Origin of the sequence: Rhizobium rhizogenes NBRC 13257, assembly GCF_000696095.1 — a bacterium.
Taxonomy (GTDB): domain Bacteria; phylum Pseudomonadota; class Alphaproteobacteria; order Rhizobiales; family Rhizobiaceae; genus Rhizobium; species Rhizobium rhizogenes.
Genome location: NZ_BAYX01000013.1, coordinates 63,053 through 81,347 on the forward strand (window position 1 = coordinate 63,053; position 18,295 = coordinate 81,347).

At 59.0% G+C, this 18,295-nt stretch carries 17 protein-coding genes; 9 read left to right on the plus strand and 8 right to left on the minus strand.

Annotation, left to right across the window (positions count from 1 at the left end):
* Positions 1–6: 6 nt before the first annotated feature.
* From dnaQ to RRH01S_RS25790, 5 genes are read right to left on the minus strand one after another with little or no spacing between them, the layout of a single operon-like run.
* Entirely contained in the window at positions 7–717 is a 711-nt protein-coding gene (dnaQ, locus tag RRH01S_RS25770) for a DNA polymerase III subunit epsilon (RefSeq protein ID WP_034520653.1), read from the minus strand.
* Between the two features lies 1 nt (position 718).
* The gene (gene coaE, locus RRH01S_RS25775) at positions 719–1,336 is read right to left on the minus strand and encodes a dephospho-CoA kinase (protein WP_042475178.1); all 618 of its coding nucleotides are present in this window, start codon (positions 1,334–1,336) and stop codon (positions 719–721) included.
* Positions 1,333–2,193: a shikimate dehydrogenase gene (locus RRH01S_RS25780; RefSeq protein WP_042475180.1), complete on the minus strand. Its 861-nt coding sequence runs from the start codon at positions 2,191–2,193 to the stop codon at positions 1,333–1,335. Before RRH01S_RS25780 ends, coaE begins: the two co-directional genes overlap by 4 nt.
* Complete coding sequence (locus RRH01S_RS25785; protein WP_012650644.1) at positions 2,186–2,785, minus strand: Maf-like protein; 600 nt, start codon at positions 2,783–2,785, stop codon at positions 2,186–2,188. The genes RRH01S_RS25780 and RRH01S_RS25785 overlap by 8 nt, the downstream gene beginning before the upstream one ends.
* Positions 2,786–2,823: 38 nt before the next feature.
* On the minus strand, positions 2,824–3,645 hold the full coding sequence (locus RRH01S_RS25790; RefSeq protein ID WP_007698683.1) for a pyruvate, water dikinase regulatory protein: 822 nt from the start codon (positions 3,643–3,645) through the stop codon (positions 2,824–2,826).
* Between the two features lie 394 nt (positions 3,646–4,039).
* On the opposite strand from RRH01S_RS25790, the gene hemE reads away from it, so the two are divergent.
* The 8 genes from hemE to RRH01S_RS25830 all read left to right on the plus strand — a co-directional run bounded on the left by hemE (position 4,040) and on the right by RRH01S_RS25830 (position 13,103).
* Positions 4,040–5,080: a uroporphyrinogen decarboxylase gene (gene hemE, locus RRH01S_RS25795; protein ID WP_178128528.1), complete on the plus strand. Its 1,041-nt coding sequence runs from the start codon at positions 4,040–4,042 to the stop codon at positions 5,078–5,080.
* 4 nt (positions 5,081–5,084) lie between these two features.
* Complete coding sequence (gene hemJ, locus RRH01S_RS25800) at positions 5,085–5,639, plus strand: protoporphyrinogen oxidase HemJ (RefSeq protein ID WP_042475188.1); 555 nt, start codon at positions 5,085–5,087, stop codon at positions 5,637–5,639.
* 197 nt (positions 5,640–5,836) lie between these two features.
* Positions 5,837–7,102 carry a transcription termination factor Rho gene (rho, locus tag RRH01S_RS25805; protein ID WP_007698693.1) on the plus strand — a complete coding sequence of 422 codons (1,266 nt, stop codon included), beginning with the start codon at positions 5,837–5,839 and terminating at the stop codon, positions 7,100–7,102.
* A 291-nt stretch (positions 7,103–7,393) separates the two neighbouring features.
* A complete protein-coding gene (gene mnmE, locus RRH01S_RS25810; RefSeq protein ID WP_042475194.1) occupies positions 7,394–8,728 on the plus strand; it encodes a tRNA uridine-5-carboxymethylaminomethyl(34) synthesis GTPase MnmE in 1,335 nt (444 codons plus the stop codon).
* A gap of 110 nt (positions 8,729–8,838) precedes the next feature.
* Positions 8,839–10,719: a tRNA uridine-5-carboxymethylaminomethyl(34) synthesis enzyme MnmG gene (gene mnmG, locus RRH01S_RS25815; protein WP_042475198.1), complete on the plus strand. Its 1,881-nt coding sequence runs from the start codon at positions 8,839–8,841 to the stop codon at positions 10,717–10,719.
* Between the two features lie 33 nt (positions 10,720–10,752).
* Complete coding sequence (rsmG, locus tag RRH01S_RS25820) at positions 10,753–11,370, plus strand: 16S rRNA (guanine(527)-N(7))-methyltransferase RsmG (RefSeq protein WP_007698700.1); 618 nt, start codon at positions 10,753–10,755, stop codon at positions 11,368–11,370.
* Between the two features lie 20 nt (positions 11,371–11,390).
* Entirely contained in the window at positions 11,391–12,188 is a 798-nt protein-coding gene (locus RRH01S_RS25825) for a ParA family protein (protein WP_007698702.1), read from the plus strand.
* Between the two features lie 30 nt (positions 12,189–12,218).
* Positions 12,219–13,103, plus strand: coding sequence for a ParB/RepB/Spo0J family partition protein (locus RRH01S_RS25830; protein ID WP_007698704.1), 885 nt, complete (start codon positions 12,219–12,221; stop codon positions 13,101–13,103).
* A gap of 122 nt (positions 13,104–13,225) precedes the next feature.
* Here RRH01S_RS25830 and holA read toward each other — a convergent pair whose 3' ends face one another.
* The 3 genes from holA to leuS are packed head-to-tail and all read right to left on the minus strand — an operon-like array spanning position 13,226 to position 17,419.
* Positions 13,226–14,263 carry a DNA polymerase III subunit delta gene (gene holA / locus RRH01S_RS25835; protein ID WP_007698705.1) on the minus strand — a complete coding sequence of 346 codons (1,038 nt, stop codon included), beginning with the start codon at positions 14,261–14,263 and terminating at the stop codon, positions 13,226–13,228.
* A 14-nt stretch (positions 14,264–14,277) separates the two neighbouring features.
* The gene (gene lptE / locus RRH01S_RS25840; RefSeq protein WP_007698707.1) at positions 14,278–14,799 is read right to left on the minus strand and encodes an LPS assembly lipoprotein LptE; all 522 of its coding nucleotides are present in this window, start codon (positions 14,797–14,799) and stop codon (positions 14,278–14,280) included.
* The gene (gene leuS, locus RRH01S_RS25845; protein WP_042475201.1) at positions 14,789–17,419 is read right to left on the minus strand and encodes a leucine--tRNA ligase; all 2,631 of its coding nucleotides are present in this window, start codon (positions 17,417–17,419) and stop codon (positions 14,789–14,791) included. Before leuS ends, lptE begins: the two co-directional genes overlap by 11 nt.
* A 200-nt stretch (positions 17,420–17,619) precedes the next feature.
* On the opposite strand from leuS, the gene RRH01S_RS25850 reads away from it, so the two are divergent.
* A complete protein-coding gene (locus RRH01S_RS25850; protein WP_042475203.1) occupies positions 17,620–18,279 on the plus strand; it encodes a YggS family pyridoxal phosphate-dependent enzyme in 660 nt (219 codons plus the stop codon).
* Positions 18,280–18,295 lie beyond the last annotated feature (16 nt).

Here is an 18,295-nt window from a genome sequence, read left to right on the forward strand (position 1 = left end):
AGATATCTACGCGCGGTATTTCGACCAGATGCCTTTTTCGCCAAGCTTGGCGACCAGGGCGGCGTGAGCGGCCTCTTCGGTCTCGCTCACCCTGCCCGGCAAGGGCTGAGGCCGCGCCAGGATTTCGACGACGACCTCTTCCACGCCATTATTCTGGCGGGACCGGGCGGACGAACCGTTGCTGCTGCCGAGGCCAAGCGCCGTCTGCCGGCCGCCGATCATCTCGATATAGACTTCGGCCAGAAGTTCGGAGTCGAGAAGCGCGCCGTGGCGGGTACGGTGGGAATTGTCGATACCGTAGCGACGGCAGAGCGCATCGAGCGAGTTCGGCCCCATCGGATGCTTGCGCCGCGCCATGGCCAACGTATCGATCACCATGTCGGGCAAGATCGGCGGTCGGCCAAGCCGGTTAAATTCAGCGTTGACGAAACCCATGTCGAAGGTGGCATTGTGGGCAATCCACTTCGCTCCCTCGAAAAAGGCAAGGATCTCGTCGGCGACGTCGGCAAAGGGCGGCTTGTCCTTTAGGGACTCATCGGTGATGCCGTGCACGGCCAGCGCGTCCGGATGAACCTTGCGATCGCCGGGATTGATGAAGAGATGCAGGGTCTTGCCGGTCGGAAAGTGATTGAAGAGTTCGATGCCGCCGATTTCGATGATGCGGTCGGCCTTGTTGTCGAGCCCGGTGGTTTCCGTATCGAAGATGATCTCGCGCATGTCAGGGCTCTCCGCCTGTGGGTCCGCCGTCCGCCGATTGGCGCCGGAGGTCCGCTATGATGTCTCTTATCTGCTCCCGCGTCGTGTCGATGCTGTGGCTGGTATCGATGATGTAATCGGCCCGAGCCCGCTTCTCCGCATCCGGCGTCTGGCGAGAGAGAATCATATTGAATCTTTCCTCCGTCATGCCCGGCCGGGCAAGCACTCTTTCTCTTTGAAGCTGTGGATCGCAGCTGACGACGACGATCCTGTCGACCCTTTTGTCCGCGCCGGTCTCAAACAGCAGCGGAATATCCAGCACGACGATATCGGCGCCGGCGGTGCGCTGATGATCCAGAAATATCCGTTCGCGCTGCCGCACCAGCGGATGAACGATGGCCTCCAAGCGCTTGAAACCGGAGGGATCGAGCCCCAGCTGCCGGCCAAGCTCCTGCCGGTCGACGGTTCCGTTCTTCGTCGTCCCCGGAAAAGCGGCCTCGATCAAAGGAACCGCTTCACCGCGATAAAGCTCATGCACCACGGCGTCAGCATCGTTGATGGGAATACCCACCTCGGCGAACAGCTTGCCCGAGGTCGATTTTCCCATACCGATCGAACCGGTGAGGCCAACGCGTATCATCGGTGCTTATCCATATCGGCGATAATCAGAGCCCGCAGCGCCTCGTCGACCACGGGGCGCTTGCCGAACCATGTTTCAAAACCCGGCACCGCCTGATGCAGCAGCATGCCGAGGCCGTCGATAGTGGCAAAGCCCTGTTCTTCGGCCTGGGCCAGCAACGGGGTTTTCAACGGCACATAGACGATGTCGGTGACGACGGCATTTTCAGCGAGCGGCGAAAAATCGATTGTCGGGGCAACTTCGTTTTCCATGCCAAGCGAGGTCGTGTTGACGAAGAGACCGGCGCTGCGCATCACCTCGCCCAGCGCCGCCATGGGATGGGCATGGACATGCGCGCCAAAACGATCGGACAGTTCTTGTGCCCGCTCGACGGTGCGGTTGACCACATGGATTTCGTTGACCCCACGGTCGCGTACCGCCTGGATGACGGCACGGCTGGCACCGCCGGCACCGAGGATCACCGCCCGGTCAGTCCGATCCCAGCCCGGATGACGCTCGTCGAGATTGGCCGTGAAACCGCGGCCATCGGTGTTGGTCGCGTGCAGCAGCCCGCCCTCAAGCCAGAGCGTGTTCGACGCGCCGAGTTCTTCGGACAATTCATCCGGCCGATCCGCCAGCTTGAAGGCGATCTCCTTGTGCGGGATCGTCACATTGCCGCCGACGAAGCCACTCGATCGATCTTTCAAGGCTGCGATGAAGGCCGGAAAATCATCCGGCGTCACTTCGACAGCACGATAGCTGCCCGCAAGATTGAGCGTGCGCAGCCAGTAGCCATGAATCAATGGGGAGCGCGAATGCTTGACGGGATAGCCGGTGACGAAGGCATTCAAGCCGTGTGTTTCACGTGAATCACCCATCGATGGCTCCCAATTCGCGAAGTTTTTGCAGGAGCGGCAGCATCGGCAATCCCAGAATGGTGAAATAATCACCGTCAATTTTCGAGAAGAGCTGGATCCCTTCGCCCTCGAGCTGATAGGCGCCGACGCTCGACAATGCCTTCTCGCCGACGCGGGTCAGATGACGATGGATGAAGTCGGCAGAGAGATCGCGCATCGTCAGTTCTGCGTGGGACACATGCTCCCAGACGATATCGCCGTTCAGCGCCAGCGCGATACCGCTGTTCAGGCGATGGGTCTTGGCAGACAGACTTTGCAGATGGCTCTCCGCCTCTCCCATTGTCTTTGGCTTGTGGAAGACTTGGCTGCCGAGCGACATGGTCTGATCCGAGCCGATGACAAGCGATCCCGGAAAACGGTCGCTCACCTCTTTCGCCTTGGCCTTGGCCAGCACCAGCGCCACGGCGTCGGGTCCGGCGCCATCCCGCTCCAGCGGCGCTTCGATCGCGCGCTCGTCGATATCAGCCGCAATCGCCTGGAAATGCATGCCGGCATTTTCCATCAGCATTCGCCGGAACGGGCTGGAAGAGGCAAGGATGAGCGGCATTGTCATGATCGGACGAACCTTGGAAATAGAATGCTATGCAGCGCTTAGCGCAGCTTCGGGCGCAGGGCAACAATGGCGGCCGCCGTCTCCTCGATCGAGCGGCGGGTGACATCGATGATCGGCCAATTATGCCGGGCACAGAGCGACCGGGCATATTTCAACTCTTCGGAGATGGTGGCGCGGTCGGTGTAGCCACCACGATCGAAGCCAGTGGTCGCTCCGAGAATGCGGTTTTCGCGCACCTGCGATATTCGGTCCGTGGTTGCCACCAGCCCGACGATCAGCGGCCTGGTTGCCTGGATCAGGCTTTCTGGCAAGGGAACGCCAGCGATGATCGGGATATTGGCGGTCTTGATGCCCCGGTTCGCCAGGTAGATGCTGGTTGGCGTCTTCGATGTTCGACTGATGCCGATGATGACGACATCGGCGTCATTATAATCATCCTGCATCTGCCCGTCATCGTGATCCATGGTGAAGTTCAAGGCTTCGATGCGGGCGAAGTAGTCGGCATTCATCACATGCTGGGCGCCAACACGTCGGCGCGAAGCGGTGCCGAGATAAGTCTGGAAGACGTTCATCACCGGTTCAAGCACATTGACACAGGGTACGCCCATCTCCCGGCAACGCTCGTCGATGAAATCGGCAAGCTCGCGATCGACGATCGTATAGAGGACAATGCCGGGGCTGTGGTCGATCGCTTCGAGGACCGGCAGCAGCTGCTTGCGATTCCGAATCAGTGGGTAGACATGCTCAATCGGCTGGCTGGCATGGAATTGAACGGATGCAGCACGTCCGGCGGAGATCAGAGTCTCGCCGGTTGAGTCAGAAATCAGATGAAGATGAAAGAAGCTTGTCCGGTTTTCCACGCTACTTTCCATCACCTGTTGATATCATGGGAGAGAAGAGAGGTACGGGAACCGCCCGGTCGGGGGCAAGTGGAAAACCTCCGACTTTTCCACATTTCGGTTTTTCGGGAAGGCGCTCATCGGGGCTTGTGGGTAATGTGGATAAGCTATTTTTAGCAGCGAGGCTCCCCAGTTTATCCCCAGATCGGGTCGAAACGGAATCTACGCCAAGCACTTAGAAAGATTGATCTAACGGTTTTCTTTTCCACATATCCCCGAACAGCAGCGAACTTTTAGCGAAATCGCGGATGGATGCGCGACAAATTGGATCAGGCGTGGATGAATTTTAATCCTTGATAGTCACAGACTCTAAGAAATAGAAACTTAAGATATATCTTTGTTTTTATATGGGATGATGACTGTGAATAGTGCGAGCCGGAAGATCTTAAGGGTACTCAGCGGAGAAACGCTGACCCCTCCCCCTATCTGGCTTATGCGCCAGGCAGGACGCTATCTCCCGGAATACCGTGAAACCAGAGCGAAGGCTGGAAGCTTTCTCGATCTCTGTTACAGCCCAGAGCATGCGGTCGAAGTGACGATGCAGCCGATCCGGCGTTATGGTTTTGATGCAGCTATTATGTTTTCGGATATCCTGGTGATCCCTGACGGGCTGAACCGCAATGTCCGCTACACCGAGGGGCATGGCCCCCAAATGGATCCGATCGATGAGGCGGGCATTTTCGCATTGAAAGCGGAAGGTGTGGTTGAATATCTCGCTCCGGTCATGGAAACCCTGCGGCGGCTGCGCGCGGAGCTGCCGGAGGAGACGACGCTTCTCGGTTTCTGCGGTGCGCCCTGGACGGTCGCGACCTACATGATCGCTGGCCACGGCACGCCGGACCAGGCCCCTGCCCGGCTTTTCGGCTATCGACATCCCAAGGCCTTCGAACATCTGCTGATGCTGCTTGCCGATATCTCGGCCGCCTATCTCGTGGCCCAGATCGATGCCGGCGCCGATGCGGTTCAGATCTTCGATTCCTGGGCAGGTGTGCTCGGCGAAAAGGAATTTGAGGCTTTTGCCGTTAAGCCGGTGGCAAGGATCATCGCTTCGGTGAAGGCGCAGCGGCCGGAGGCGCGGATCATCGCTTTCGCCAAGGGTGCTGGATATCAGCTGAAGACCTACCGGCAGAAGACGGGCGCCGATGCGATCGGTCTCGACTGGTCCGTGCCGCTCGCCTTTGCGAGGGAGTTGCAGCGTGAAGGACCGGTGCAGGGTAATCTCGATCCGATGCGCGTGGTTGCCGGCGGCAAGGCGCTGGAGGACGGTATTGACGAAATCCTGCAGCAGCTGGGCCACGGCCCGCTGATCTTCAATCTGGGCCACGGTATTACGCCGCAGGCTGATCCGGCCAATGTCACGGCACTGGTGCAGCGTGTGCGTGGATGGAAGGGCTGAGGCCATGAGCGAGGAAGTCACGGAAAAGCAGACGGATGCAGCCGCGGGCGCCCGTGCCAGTCGGCGATCCTATTTCATGATCCTGCTGTTCGTGGCGCTGGCGATCGGGCTATTCGCTTGGCATCCGGACGATCTCTACCTCTGGGTCAAGGCGCTGCATATCATCGCGGTGATCTCGTGGATGGCAGGCCTGCTCTATCTGCCGCGGCTGTTCGTCTATCACACCGATGCCGAGCCCGGTTCGCAGCAATCCGAGACCTTTAAGGTGATGGAGCGCCGGCTTTTGAAGGGGATCATGACCCCGGCGATGATGCTGACCTGGATCTTCGGGCTCTATCTCGCCTGGTCGGTCTATGGTTTCCATGGCGGCTGGCTGCATGCCAAGATTGGGCTTGTGGTGGTGCTGACGGGCGTTCACATGTTCTTCAGCCGCGCGGTGCGGGCCTTTGCCCGTGATGACAACCGCTATTCGGCCCGGCATTGGCGGCTTATCAACGAGGGACCGACGCTGCTGATGATTGTGATCGTCATTTTGGCGGTGGTGAAGCCCTTCGCGTGAAGCCGGCGGAATCGGGCATTGAAGTTAAATTTTCTTCATTTCGCCGGCCCCCCTTGCGGGGCGCTAACTGAATCGCTATTTTCCCGCCATCTCTTCTTCGTGGCATGTATCAGTTCTATCGCCCGCGAGCTCCCCCATCGCGGCTCTGAATACGACCAACATTGCCTTTCCCCTTCTAAAATAGAGTAATTCCCTTCATGGCTGAAATGAAGCTTCAAGAACTTAAGAACAAATCCCCGACCGAACTCCTGGCTTTTGCTGAATCGCTCGAGGTCGAAAACGCCAGCACGATGCGCAAACAGGAACTGATGTTTGCCATCCTGAAGGAGCTTGCCAGCCAGGATGTTGAAATTATTGGGGAAGGCGTTGTCGAGGTTTTGCAGGACGGTTTCGGTTTCCTGCGTTCCGCCAATGCCAATTACCTGCCGGGTCCGGACGATATCTATATTTCGCCGTCGCAGATCCGCCGTTTCTCGCTGAAGACCGGCGATACCGTCGAAGGCCCGATCCGTGGACCGAAGGAAGGCGAGCGCTATTTCGCGCTGTTGAAGGTCAACACCATCAACTTCGACGATCCGGAAAAGATCCGTCACAAGGTCCACTTCGACAATCTGACGCCGCTCTATCCGAACGAGCGTTTCCGTATGGAGCTTGACGTTCCTACCAACAAGGATCTGTCGTCTCGCGTCATCGATCTCGTGGCGCCGCTCGGCAAGGGTCAGCGCGGATTGATCGTGGCGCCGCCGCGTACCGGTAAGACCGTCCTGCTGCAGAACATCGCCCATTCGATCACGGCAAACCATCCCGATTGCTATCTGATCGTTCTTTTGATCGACGAACGTCCTGAAGAAGTGACTGATATGCAGCGCTCGGTGCGCGGCGAAGTCGTTTCCTCGACCTTTGACGAACCGGCCGTGCGTCACGTCCAGGTCGCCGAGATGGTCATCGAGAAGGCAAAGCGCCTTGTTGAACACGGCCGCGACGTTGTCATCCTGCTCGATTCGATCACGCGCCTTGGTCGCGCCTACAACACGGTCGTTCCCTCGTCTGGTAAGGTCCTGACGGGCGGTGTCGATGCTAACGCCCTGCAGCGCCCGAAGCGCTTCTTTGGCGCGGCACGTAATATCGAAGAAGGCGGTTCGCTGACGATCATTGCCACCGCGCTGATCGATACCGGCAGCCGTATGGACGAAGTCATCTTCGAAGAATTCAAGGGCACCGGTAACTCGGAAATCGTCCTCGACCGCAAGGTCGCCGACAAGCGCATCTTCCCGGCGATGGATATCCTCAAGTCCGGCACGCGTAAGGAAGACCTGCTGGTGCCGCGCCAGGATCTGCAGAAGATCTTTGTCCTGCGCCGTATCCTTGCTCCGATGGGCACGACCGACGCGATCGAATTCCTGATCGACAAGCTGAAGCAGACGAAGAACAATCCGGATTTCTTCGACTCGATGAACACCTAATCCTGAACCGGATTGACCGTCACTCATGGGTGGCGGAGGCTGAGATAGTACGGATCGGGTCGCGCTTGCGGCCCGATTTCGTTTATAATCTTCAGAGCACGTACTGAGATCGAGCTGGTGTTGGTAGTTTTGCTCGTGCAACGAATGCTTCGATTACGGGATATTCTTCGCCTTCGTGATCCATATATCGTGGAACATCAAACGGCTTTGAGTTAGCCCGACGGAAGCCCGATCAGATTGGATGACAGTTTGAAATCGACCCATTGCTGATAAGGCCGGGAATCGATTCGGATGCGGATCAATTGGATGAATGTAATCGGCGATACGATCTTTGCGCTTTCCAGCGGTGCTCTTCCAGCCGGTGTCGCGGTGGTGCGGATTAGCGGTCCGGAAGCGCTTGTCGCAGCAGCAGCGCTGGCCGGTACTTTGCCGAAGCCGCGACAGGCGGCTTTGAAAACGATTCGGACTCGTAACGGTTTAACGATCGACCGGGGACTGGTTTTGGTTTTCCCGGCGCCGGCTTCCTTTACAGGCGAGGACTGCGTGGAAATCCAGGTTCACGGCGGTAAGGCTGTTGTTGCCGCACTTCTCGATGAGCTTGCCGGCTTTAAAGGATGTCGCCTGGCCGAGCATGGCGAATTCTCGCGCCGGGCCTTGGAAAACGGCAAAATGGATCTTGTCGAGGTTGAAGGTCTCGCCGATCTCATCGCCGCCGAGACGGAAATGCAGCGCCGTTTGGCGGTAGAGCACGCAGCTGGTGGTCTTTCCAAGCTTTATGAAGGATGGGCCGATCGTCTAACGCGCGCCCGCGCCCTGATCGAAGCGGAGCTGGACTTCGCTGACGAGGACGACGTCCCAGGTTCTGTATCCGATATGGTCTGGGACGATATGGCGAAGCTGCGAGCTGAGCTCTCAGCGCATCTCGCTGGCGCCGGCTACGGCGAGATCGTGCGAGACGGATTGAAAGTTGTTATCGCCGGCGCACCCAACGCCGGCAAATCCAGCCTAATGAATGCGCTGGCGCGTCGCGAGGTGGCGATCGTCACTGATATCGCCGGCACGACGCGCGATGTCCTGCATGTCGATCTCAATATTGAGGGATATGCGGTTCGGCTCTACGATACCGCCGGATTGCGGGAAACCGAGGAAGTCATCGAACGCGAAGGGATCAAGCGTGCCCTGAGAACAGCGGCGGAAGCCGATGTCATCCTTTCGCTCGCCGAGATTGGAACTGGCGCGCAGATCGACTTTCCGGGTTTTGGCGGCCGGGTTTTCCGTGTCGGCACCAAAGCGGATATTCATCCGGCGGACGAAACTGGGTATGATCTCTGCATTTCCTCGAGCACCGGCGCTGGTCTGGCGGAATTGCATCAGTTATTGGTCGAAGACCTGCAAGAGCGTACTGCTTCTTTGTCATTGGCCCTGCCGAGCCGGTTGAGACATCGGACTTTGCTGGCCGAGAGCCTGGAGGCGTTGACTCAGGCGGTCAGCGCCACCTCTGTGGGGTTGGATATCCGCGCGGAATATCTTCGCCAAGCTGGACATAGCCTCGGTCGGATCACCGGAAGGGTCGATGTCGAGGATCTTCTCGATGTGATCTTCTCGGAATTCTGTATCGGCAAATGATTCACGTGAAACACGGCCTTTGAGATGGGTCGTTCAAAACGTTTCACGTGAAACCTTCTTGACTCCTGAAATTGGTGTGCCAAACAGACGGCAACACTGAGGGCCTGGCAATGCTCGAGACTATATATGATGTGATCGTCGTTGGCGGCGGACATGCGGGCAGCGAAGCTGCGGCCGCAGCCGCGCGGCTGGGTGCGAAGACGGCGCTGGTCACCCACAAACGCGATACGATCGGCGTAATGTCCTGTAATCCGGCGATCGGTGGCCTCGGCAAGGGTCACCTTGTTCGGGAGATCGACGCACTCGATGGCTTGATGGGCCGCGTGGCTGACGCCGGTGGCATTCAGTTCCGGATGCTGAACCGGAAAAAGGGCCCGGCGGTTCGTGGTCCGCGCACGCAGGCTGACCGCAAGCTTTATCGTCTCGCCATGCAGGCCGAGATCGCCGCGATCGAAAATCTCGACATTATTGAGGGCGATGCCTTTGATTTGACCATCAGCGACGGCCGCGTCTCCGCGGTGGTTCTGAAGGATGGCCGGACCATCCGCTGCGGCGCCGTTGTTCTGACGACCGGTACTTTTTTGCGCGGCCTGATCCATATCGGCGACAGGAAAATTCCTGCGGGCCGTGTCGGTGAAGAACCATCGGTTGGTCTGTCGGGGACGCTGGAGCGCTATGGGCTTGCGCTTGCGCGCTTGAAGACAGGAACGCCCGCGCGTCTCGATGGTTCGACAATCGACTGGAATGCGGTTGGGCGCCAGGGCGCCGACGATGAACCGGTGCCCTTCTCCTTCATGACCGATCGTATCGTGAATCCGCAGATCGAATGCGGTGTGACGCGAACGACGCCGGGGACGCATAAGATCATCGCCGATAATCTCATGCGTTCGGCGATGTATTCCGGGCAGATCGAGGGTGTTGGACCGCGCTATTGTCCGTCGATCGAGGACAAGATCGTCAAGTTCGGCGAGCGTGACGGCCATCAGATCTTTCTGGAGCCAGAAGGGCTTGACGATACGACGGTCTATCCAAACGGTATTTCAACCTCCCTCCCCGAGGAGGTCCAGGATGCGTTCATCAGGACCATTCCGGGTCTGGAACGAGTCCGGATCCTGCAATGCGGTTATGCCATCGAGTATGACCACGTCGATCCGCGCGAATTGAAGCCGTCGCTTGAGGTGATGAAGATCCCGGGTCTTTTCCTGGCCGGACAGATCAATGGCACCACCGGCTATGAGGAAGCAGGAGCGCAGGGGCTGATCGCCGGCCTCAACGCGGCGCGATTGGCTGCGGGCGGTGACGCGATCCAGCTTAGCCGAACCGAATCCTATATCGGCGTGATGATCGACGATCTCACCTCGCGCGGCGTTGCCGAACCCTATCGCATGTTCACCTCGCGCGCCGAATATCGGCTGTCGCTACGCGCTGATAATGCCGATGTCCGTCTGACACCGCTTGGTTTGACTATCGGCTGTGTTGGCAGCGCCCGTGCTGACCGGTTTGGTAATTATATGGAAAAGCTCGAATGGGCGCGCGCTCAGCTGAAGGCGTTGAGCGTTACGCCGAGTGAGGCGGAGAAGGCTGGGCTGCATCTCAACAAGGATGGTCAGCGCCGGACGGCTTATGATCTTCTGTCCTATCCGGAGCATTCGATCGATTCACTGTCCGGTCTATGGCCGAAACTGCGGGCGATCGATCGGCGTGTCGTTGAAGCGGTCGAAATTGAGGCTGCCTATGCGGTTTATATGGATCGGCAGACCTCGGATATCGTCCAGGTTCGGCGCGAGGAAGAGCGGCTTATCCCCCAGGATTTCGATTTTTCGATTCTGTCAGGCCTGTCGAACGAGCTGAAGCAGAAGCTGGCGAAGGCGCAGCCAAAGAATATCGCCCAGGCGTCGCGGATAGATGGGATGACACCGGCGGCGATCTCGCTGCTGCTTGTGCATCTGCGCAAGCTGACGGTGGTGGACGAGCGGAAGCTTGTTTCGTAGTATCAAGGCATTGCAAGGTGTGAGAGTCCTGCCATGGAATTAAACGGTGTGCGTGTTTCACGTGAAACACAGGGACGGCTGCAGCACTTTGCCGAGCTCTTCCAGAAGTGGGCGAAGACCATCAATCTGGTGGCGCCGTCTACCGTCGATGATCTCTGGCGCCGGCATATTGCTGATAGCGCTCAGATCTTTCAGCTTCATCCGAAGCCGGCGCGCTGGGTAGACCTCGGAAGCGGCGGCGGCTTTCCAGGGATCATAACCGCGATTCTCTTGGCTGAGCAGAAGGATGGACATGTCGATCTGGTGGAAAGCAACCAGAAAAAAGCAGCGTTTCTGCGGGTTTGCCTTCGGGAATGCGAGGCTCGCGGCGCCGTTCATGCAGTGCGTATCGAGGAAGCGCCGAAGATCATTGCCGATTGTGACGTGATCTCGGCGCGGGCGCTTGCCGAGCTGGATATGCTGCTGGATTACGTGGCGCCATGGGCCGAGCGCAATGAAAACCTACGCCTGCTGCTGCATAAAGGCCGGGATTACGAACGCGAGGTCCACAAAGCCCGTGGTCGTTGGGAGTTCGATCTGGTAAAACACAATAGTGTTGTCGAGAGCGATTCCGTGATCTTGGAGTTAACGCGCCCTCGTCGTCGAATTTAACCATGATGGATATGCGGCAAATGATCGGCGAGCGAAACCGGATTATTACTATCGCAAACCAAAAGGGTGGTGTTGGCAAGACAACCACCGCGATCAACCTGGCCACGGCCCTGGCCGCTATTGGCGAGCGCGTCCTGATCGTCGATCTCGATCCGCAAGGAAATGCCAGCACCGGCCTCGGTATCGACCGTCGCGACCGAAAAGTGTCCTCCTACGATCTTCTTGTTGGTACGCATACGATCCTGGATACGGTTCAGGAGACGGCTGTACCGAATCTTTACATCGTCCCCTCGACAATGGACCTGCTCGGCGTCGAAATGGAGATCGCGCAGCAGCCTGACCGCGTTTTCCGGCTGCGCCGGGCTCTGAACGGCGCTGGTGCAACGGCTTTCTCCTATATTTTGGTGGATTGCCCACCCTCGTTCAATTTGCTGACGATGAACGCCATGGCGGCAGCGCATTCAGTCCTGGTGCCGCTGCAGTGCGAATTCTTCGCGCTGGAAGGCCTCAGCCAATTGCTGGAAACGGTCGATCAGGTGCGTCGCACCGTCAATCCATCCCTGGATATTCAGGGGATTGTGTTGACGATGTTCGATTCCCGCAACAATCTCGCGCAGCAGGTCGTCAATGATGTGCGGACCCATCTTGGTGAAAAAGTCTACCATACGTTGATTCCACGCAACGTCCGCGTGTCCGAGGCGCCTTCTTATGGCAAGCCAGCGATCCTTTACGATCTGAAATGCGCCGGCAGCCAGGCCTATCTGCAACTGGCGTCGGAAGTTATCCAGCGGGAGCGGCAGCGGAAGGCGGCTGCCTGATAGTGTATTTGTTCTGGAGTGAGTATTGCGATGAATGATGATCTTTCGAAACGGCGCCTCGGGCGCGGTCTGGCGGCTCTTATCGGAGAGATGGATCAGCCGACGCCCGTGGAGGCCGGCAGACCGGGCGTAAATCCGGATCGCATGGTGCCGATCGAATTCATCAGCCGCAATCCGAAGAATCCGCGCCGCTATTTCGATGAAACCGAACTGCACGACCTTGCCAGTTCGATCCGCCAGCACGGCATCGTGCAGCCCGTCGTCGTGCGTACGGTTTCTGCCGATCGCTACGAGATTATCGCGGGCGAAAGACGCTGGCGTGCGGCGCAACTCGCTGGTTTGATTGAGATTCCGGTCATTGTCCGCGACGTTGATGATAAGACGGCGTTGGAAATTGCTATCGTCGAAAACGTTCAGCGAGCCGATCTCAACCCGCTCGAAGAAGCGCTGGGCTATGAGCAGCTGATTGCCGAACATGGCTATACGCAGAACGATCTCGGTGAAATCATCGGCAAAAGCCGCAGCCATGTCGCCAATTCGCTGCGCCTGCTGAAGCTGCCGGAGCCGGTTCGCGACATGCTCGCCGGCGGTAGCCTTTCGGCTGGCCATGCTCGCGCGCTGGTGTCGACCTCCGACCCGGCAACGCTTGCTCGCACGATCGTCTCCAAGGGGATGTCGGTTCGCGACGCCGAGCGGCTGGCGCAGAACGATATCAAGGCACAGAATGATCCTCGGCCGGCTAGCGCCCGCAAGGATGATAAGGATTCCGATACGCTGGCACTGGAGCGCACCCTCTCCGATACGCTCGGGCTTGATGTCGCGATCAACCATCGCGGCAATGGCGGTCAGGTGAAGATTTCCTATAAGACCTTGGAACAGCTGGAAGAAATTTGCCGATTGCTTGAGCGGCGCTGAGCTGTTTCCCGTGAAACACTAGGACATCTGCTTTCGGATGGTGTCATTCGAAAGCAGATAATATTATTATTTAAAATCAATATGTTAAAGAGATCGTCCCACCTTCAAATGAAGACGGCGCTCTAGCTCTTGCGGGCCGATTGTAGCGTGGTCGCCAGCAATGTCTGTGTGGCGATCGTATCTTCGAGACTAGCGCGCTGTCTGGTCTGCAGGATGGCCGACTGCAGGCGGTTCATTTCGCGGGCAATGGCCGGCGCCGTCCAGCTCCGGAGTGCCTGCTCGATGATCGGCTTGCGGCGGAAATGCAGATGACGGCCGAGTGTCTGCATGACTTGCGCCGGCGGCACACGTTTCTCGTCCATCTCCGTACGCATGACGTCCAAAAGCTGAAACTGCCTCAGGCAGCCCTGTAGCACCAGAAACATCGACGTCTTGGAGGCGGCGATCTTCTGCATGGCATGCAGAAAGGCATCCGAATCGCCCTTCAGGATGGCATCGACGGCGTCATCCGCGGAAATGGCGCTGGCGTCACCGATAATGTCGGCGACATGACCCTCTTCGATCGTCCCCTCCCCGCGACAATAGAGCGCCAGCTTGCGCACCTCGTTGCGCGATGCGATCCGGTCGCCGCCCAACAGCTCGAGCAGCATCTGCCGCGCGGCGGGCGAGATACGCAGATTTTCGCTCGCAAGCTCGGTGTCGATCAGACTGTTCAGCGCGCGGCCGTCATCGGCGTAACAAGGGACGGTCGCGATCTTGCGGGATGCTTCGGCTACCTTGCGCAGGCCGGAGCCCTTCTTGAGGTCGCCGGCTTCGATGATGACAAAACTGGCGTCGGGAGGATTGTCGGCGATGATCTGCAGCGAATCGATCAGCGCTTTTTCGTTGGCCGCGCCGCGAATCCAGACCAGTTTTTCACCGCCGAACAGGCCGATGGCGTTGACCTCGTCGAGCAATCGGCCGGCATCGTTCTGGAGATCGCCGACATCGAGCTTGATCAGTGAAAAAGGGTCCTTGAGGTCAACACCGGTCTTGCCGGCCACCTGCCCTGCTCTTTCGGAGACAAGGCCGCGATCCGGGCCATAGATGACGAAAAGACGATAATTGCGCGCGGCGTTTTGAAGGAATCCGTCAAACTCGTGGGATTTGATCTCCGACATACCGCGCGCTCAGATCAGCGGCTAAGTGCGGCGGCGATATCGGCGGCGACCATCTCGGCAACTTCACGGGCGGCGCGGTCTTCCGAATCACGAATGGCGCGCTGCTTGGCGAATTCCTGGGTCGGGTAGTCCAATAGCGAGATAACCGCGCGGCTTCCAGATTTGAGCACCTTACCATCGCTGGCATTCTTCAGCGTGAAGGATGCCGTGACGGTGGTGCGGCCGGCGCCCGATGTCGCCGAGGACGGCAGATAGAGAACGCCGGCGGTGCCGGAGCTGACGCTCAGATCGACCGTATATTTCGGCGTCTTTGTCTCGCCTGCGCCGCGACCGGCGATGAAGATCAGCTGATTGCGGACTTCCTGGCCGACGCGCGAATTGGCGTCGGAAAAGGAGACATCGGCAAGCTTCTGCGTAACCCCTGTGCTCAGAGCATAAAGCGGCCGCACCTGGCAGGATGACAAGAGACCCGCAACGGCAATCACAGACGCAACGCCCGCAAGGCGGGCGAGTTTGAAGAGCTTATCAGACGACAATGTTTACGATCCTCTGTGGAACGACGATGATCTTCTTTGGCGCCTGACCATTCAATGCGCTTGCTACGGCATCCAAGGCGAGTACGGCCTGCTGCACGGTATTCTGATCCGCATCGCGCGCAATTGTCAATTCGGCGCGCTTCTTGCCATTGATCTGCACCGGATAGACGATCTCGTTCTCGACGACGAGTACGTCGTCATATTCAGGCCAGGCGCTCATGGCGACGAGATGCGTGTTGCCAAGCGCTGTCGAGCATTCTTCCGCCAGATGCGGCGTGATCGGCGCGACCAGCGCGATCAGGATTTCGACCGCCTCGCGAGCGGCGGAACGATAGCTGCTATCGGTTCCGCCGGCGGCAACCTTTGCCAACGGTGCGGCCAGCGCGTTGACGAATTCGTAGATGCGCGCGACCGCCTTGTTGAAGGCGAGCTTGTCGTAATCGGCCTGAACGGCCTTCAGGGTGCGGTGGGCGATCTGGGAAATTGCCAGCGCCTCGCCTTCCTTAGCCGGAACGGAAGTAACGGCTTTCAGCTCGTCGGCGGCTTCGGACACCAGGCGCCACATACGCTGCGTGAAGCGATGCGCGCCCTCGACGCCCGCCTCCGACCAGATTACGTCACGGTCGGGTGGCGAATCGGAGAGCACGAAGAAGCGGGCGGTATCGGCGCCGTAGGAGGCGATGATATCGTCCGGGTCGACGACGTTCTTCTTCGACTTCGACATCTTCTCGATGGCGCCGATGGCAATGTCCTCGCCAGTCGACAGCAGGGTCGCGCGGCGCTGGCCGTCGGTTTCCTCGATGCGAATATCGGCCGGCGACACCCATTCGCGCGTCAGGCCATTGCCGCGGCTATAGGTCTCGTGAACCACCATGCCCTGCGTAAACAGGCCCTTGAAGGGCTCCCTGGCGTCGACATGGCCTGTCTCGCGCATGGCGCGGGTAAAGAAACGCGAATAGAGCAGATGCAGGATCGCATGCTCGATACCGCCGATGTACTGATCGACCGGTAGCCAATGATCGGCGGCGGCCTTGTCGGTCGGCTCGTCGGCCCAGGGGGCCGTGAAGCGGGTGTAGTACCAGCTCGAATCGACGAAGGTGTCCATGGTGTCGGTTTCGCGGCGCGCATCCTTGCCGCATTGCGGGCAGGCGACATGTCGCCAGGTCGGATGGCGGTCGAGCGGATTGCCCGGCAGGTCGAAGGTGACATCATCCGGCAGCTTGACCGGCAGATCCTCTTTCGGCACCGGCAAGACGCCGCAATCGTCGCAATGGATGACCGGGATCGGGCAGCCCCAATAGCGCTGGCGAGAAATGCCCCAGTCGCGCAGGCGGAAATTCACCTTGCGTTCGGCCTGCGGCACATTGCCGAGGCTTACCGCCGACAGTTTCGTTGCCACCGTCTCAAATGCTTCTTCCGGGCTCATGCCGTCGAGGAAGCGCGAATTGATCATCACGCCGTCGCCGTCATAGGCGACATCGCCGATGGCAAAGCTTGCGGCGTCGCCGTCTCTGGGCATAACGACGGGAATGACCGGCAGGTCATATTTGCGGGCGAAATCCAGGTCGCGCTGGTCGCCGGAAGGGCAGCCGAAGATGGCGCCCGTGCCGTAGTCCATCAGTACGAAGTTGGCGACATAGACCGGCAGTTCCCAGGACGGGTCGAGCGGATGGCGGACGCGGATACCCGTGTCCATGCCCTTCTTCTCGGCGGTCTCCAATGCGGCGAGCGAGGTGCCTGCGCGGCGGCATTCCTCGCAGAAGGCGTCGATCTCAGGATTGAGCGCCGAGGCTTCCCTGGCCAGCGGATGGTCCGCCGAAATCGCCAGGAAGGAGGCGCCGAACAGCGTGTCCGGGCGCGTCGTATAGACGGCAATCTCGCGGTCGGCATTTGGCGAGGTCTCGGGCACGATCTCCCAGCGGATCGTCAGCCCCTCGGAGCGGCCGATCCAGTTCTTCTGCATCAGCCGCACTTTTTCGGGCCAATGGTCGAGCGTATCCAGCGCGTCCAGCAGTTCCTGGCTGAAATCGGTGATCTTGAAGAACCACTGCGTCAACTCGCGCTGCTCGACCAATGCACCGGAGCGCCAGCCGCGGCCGTCGATGACCTGCTCGTTGGCAAGCACGGTGTTGTCGACCGGATCCCAGTTGACCTTGGACTTCTTGCGATAGATCAGGCCCTTCTGCATCATGTCGATGAAGAGCATCTGCTGTCGATGATAATATTCGACGTCGCATGTGGCGAATTCGCGGCTCCAGTCCAGCGACAGGCCCATGGCCTTCAGCTGCGCCTTCATCGAGGCGATGTTCTGGTAGGTCCACTCCTTCGGATGCACCTTGTTGTCGCGCGCGGCGTTTTCCGCCGGCATGCCGAAGGCGTCCCAGCCCATCGGGTGCAGGACATTGTAGCCGCGGGCGCGCTTGTAGCGGGCGACGACATCGCCCATGGCGTAGTTGCGCACATGGCCCATATGGATGCGGCCCGATGGATAGGGGAACATCTCTAGGACGTAATATTTCTCGCGCGGATCGGCGTTGTCGGTGAGAAAGACGTTCTCATCGTTCCATTTCTGCTGCCAGCGGGGTTCGGCATCGCGCGGGTTATAACGTTCGGTAGCCATCTGTTCTTGTATTCCGGAAAATCATGGGGAGTTGGCCGTGACCTTCATCACGAAACCAACCAAGCGTCAAGTTTAGCAGGCACGGCAAGTGCTTTATCTTGCAATGCAAAGCCCGATTCTGCGGCATTCACCCTTGGCAAAGGCCGCTTGCCTCATTACTGCAAAGTCTCGGGAATAGGCAGATATATCGAGGCGAAAAGATGGAACTTCAAGAGCGGTTGAACGAGGTTCGTTCCCATATCGCGGTGGCGGAACGTCAGGCCGGCCGGCCCGGTGGCGCCGTGCAGCTCGTTGCCGTCTCCAAGACCTTCGATGCCGACGCGATCCGCCCGGCGATCTCGGCTGGCCAGCGCGTGTTCGGCGAAAACCGCGTGCAGGAAAGCCAGGGCAAATGGCCGGATCTGAAAGCCGAGACGCCCGACATCGAGCTGCATCTGATCGGGCCGCTGCAATCGAACAAGGCGGCTGACGCCGTGGCGCTGTTCGACGTCATCGAGACGGTCGACCGGGAAAAGATCGCGCGTGCGCTCGCCGATGAAATCAAGCGGCAGGGCAAGGCGATCAGGCTTTACGTGCAGGTCAATACCGGCCTGGAGCCGCAGAAGGCCGGGATTGCACCCGACGATACCGTCGCCTTTGTCGATCTCTGCCGTAACGAGCTTTGGCTTTCGATTGAGGGCTTGATGTGCATTCCGCCAGCGGACGAGAATCCGGGGCCGCATTTCGCGCTCCTGGCCAAACTGGCGAGAAAGGCCGGCGTAGACAAGCTCTCGATGGGCATGTCGAGTGATTATGAGATCGCGGTTGCCTTCGGCGCTACGAGTGTCCGTGTCGGTTCGGCGATTTTCGGGGCGCGATAGTTTCGTGACACCTCAA

Bases quoted from the DNA above. Each gene is read 5' to 3' on its own strand.
- mnmE (WP_042475194.1), top strand. From the start codon at position 7,394: ATGCGGATCAATTGGATGAATGTAATCGGCGATACGATCTTTGCGCTT.
- coaE (WP_042475178.1), bottom strand. From the start codon at position 1,336: ATGATACGCGTTGGCCTCACCGGTTCGATCGGTATGGGAAAATCGACC.
- leuS (WP_042475201.1), bottom strand. From the start codon at position 17,419: ATGGCTACCGAACGTTATAACCCGCGCGATGCCGAACCCCGCTGGCAG.
- RRH01S_RS25825 (WP_007698702.1), top strand. From the start codon at position 11,391: ATGATCGGCGAGCGAAACCGGATTATTACTATCGCAAACCAAAAGGGT.
- rsmG (WP_007698700.1), top strand. From the start codon at position 10,753: ATGGAATTAAACGGTGTGCGTGTTTCACGTGAAACACAGGGACGGCTG.
- hemE (WP_178128528.1), top strand. From the start codon at position 4,040: ATGACTGTGAATAGTGCGAGCCGGAAGATCTTAAGGGTACTCAGCGGA.
- dnaQ (WP_034520653.1), bottom strand. From the start codon at position 717: ATGCGCGAGATCATCTTCGATACGGAAACCACCGGGCTCGACAACAAG.
- holA (WP_007698705.1), bottom strand. From the start codon at position 14,263: ATGTCGGAGATCAAATCCCACGAGTTTGACGGATTCCTTCAAAACGCC.
- hemJ (WP_042475188.1), top strand. From the start codon at position 5,085: ATGAGCGAGGAAGTCACGGAAAAGCAGACGGATGCAGCCGCGGGCGCC.
- RRH01S_RS25830 (WP_007698704.1), top strand. From the start codon at position 12,219: ATGAATGATGATCTTTCGAAACGGCGCCTCGGGCGCGGTCTGGCGGCT.
- rho (WP_007698693.1), top strand. From the start codon at position 5,837: ATGGCTGAAATGAAGCTTCAAGAACTTAAGAACAAATCCCCGACCGAA.
- RRH01S_RS25850 (WP_042475203.1), top strand. From the start codon at position 17,620: ATGGAACTTCAAGAGCGGTTGAACGAGGTTCGTTCCCATATCGCGGTG.
- RRH01S_RS25780 (WP_042475180.1), bottom strand. From the start codon at position 2,193: ATGGGTGATTCACGTGAAACACACGGCTTGAATGCCTTCGTCACCGGC.
- RRH01S_RS25785 (WP_012650644.1), bottom strand. From the start codon at position 2,785: ATGACAATGCCGCTCATCCTTGCCTCTTCCAGCCCGTTCCGGCGAATG.
- mnmG (WP_042475198.1), top strand. From the start codon at position 8,839: ATGCTCGAGACTATATATGATGTGATCGTCGTTGGCGGCGGACATGCG.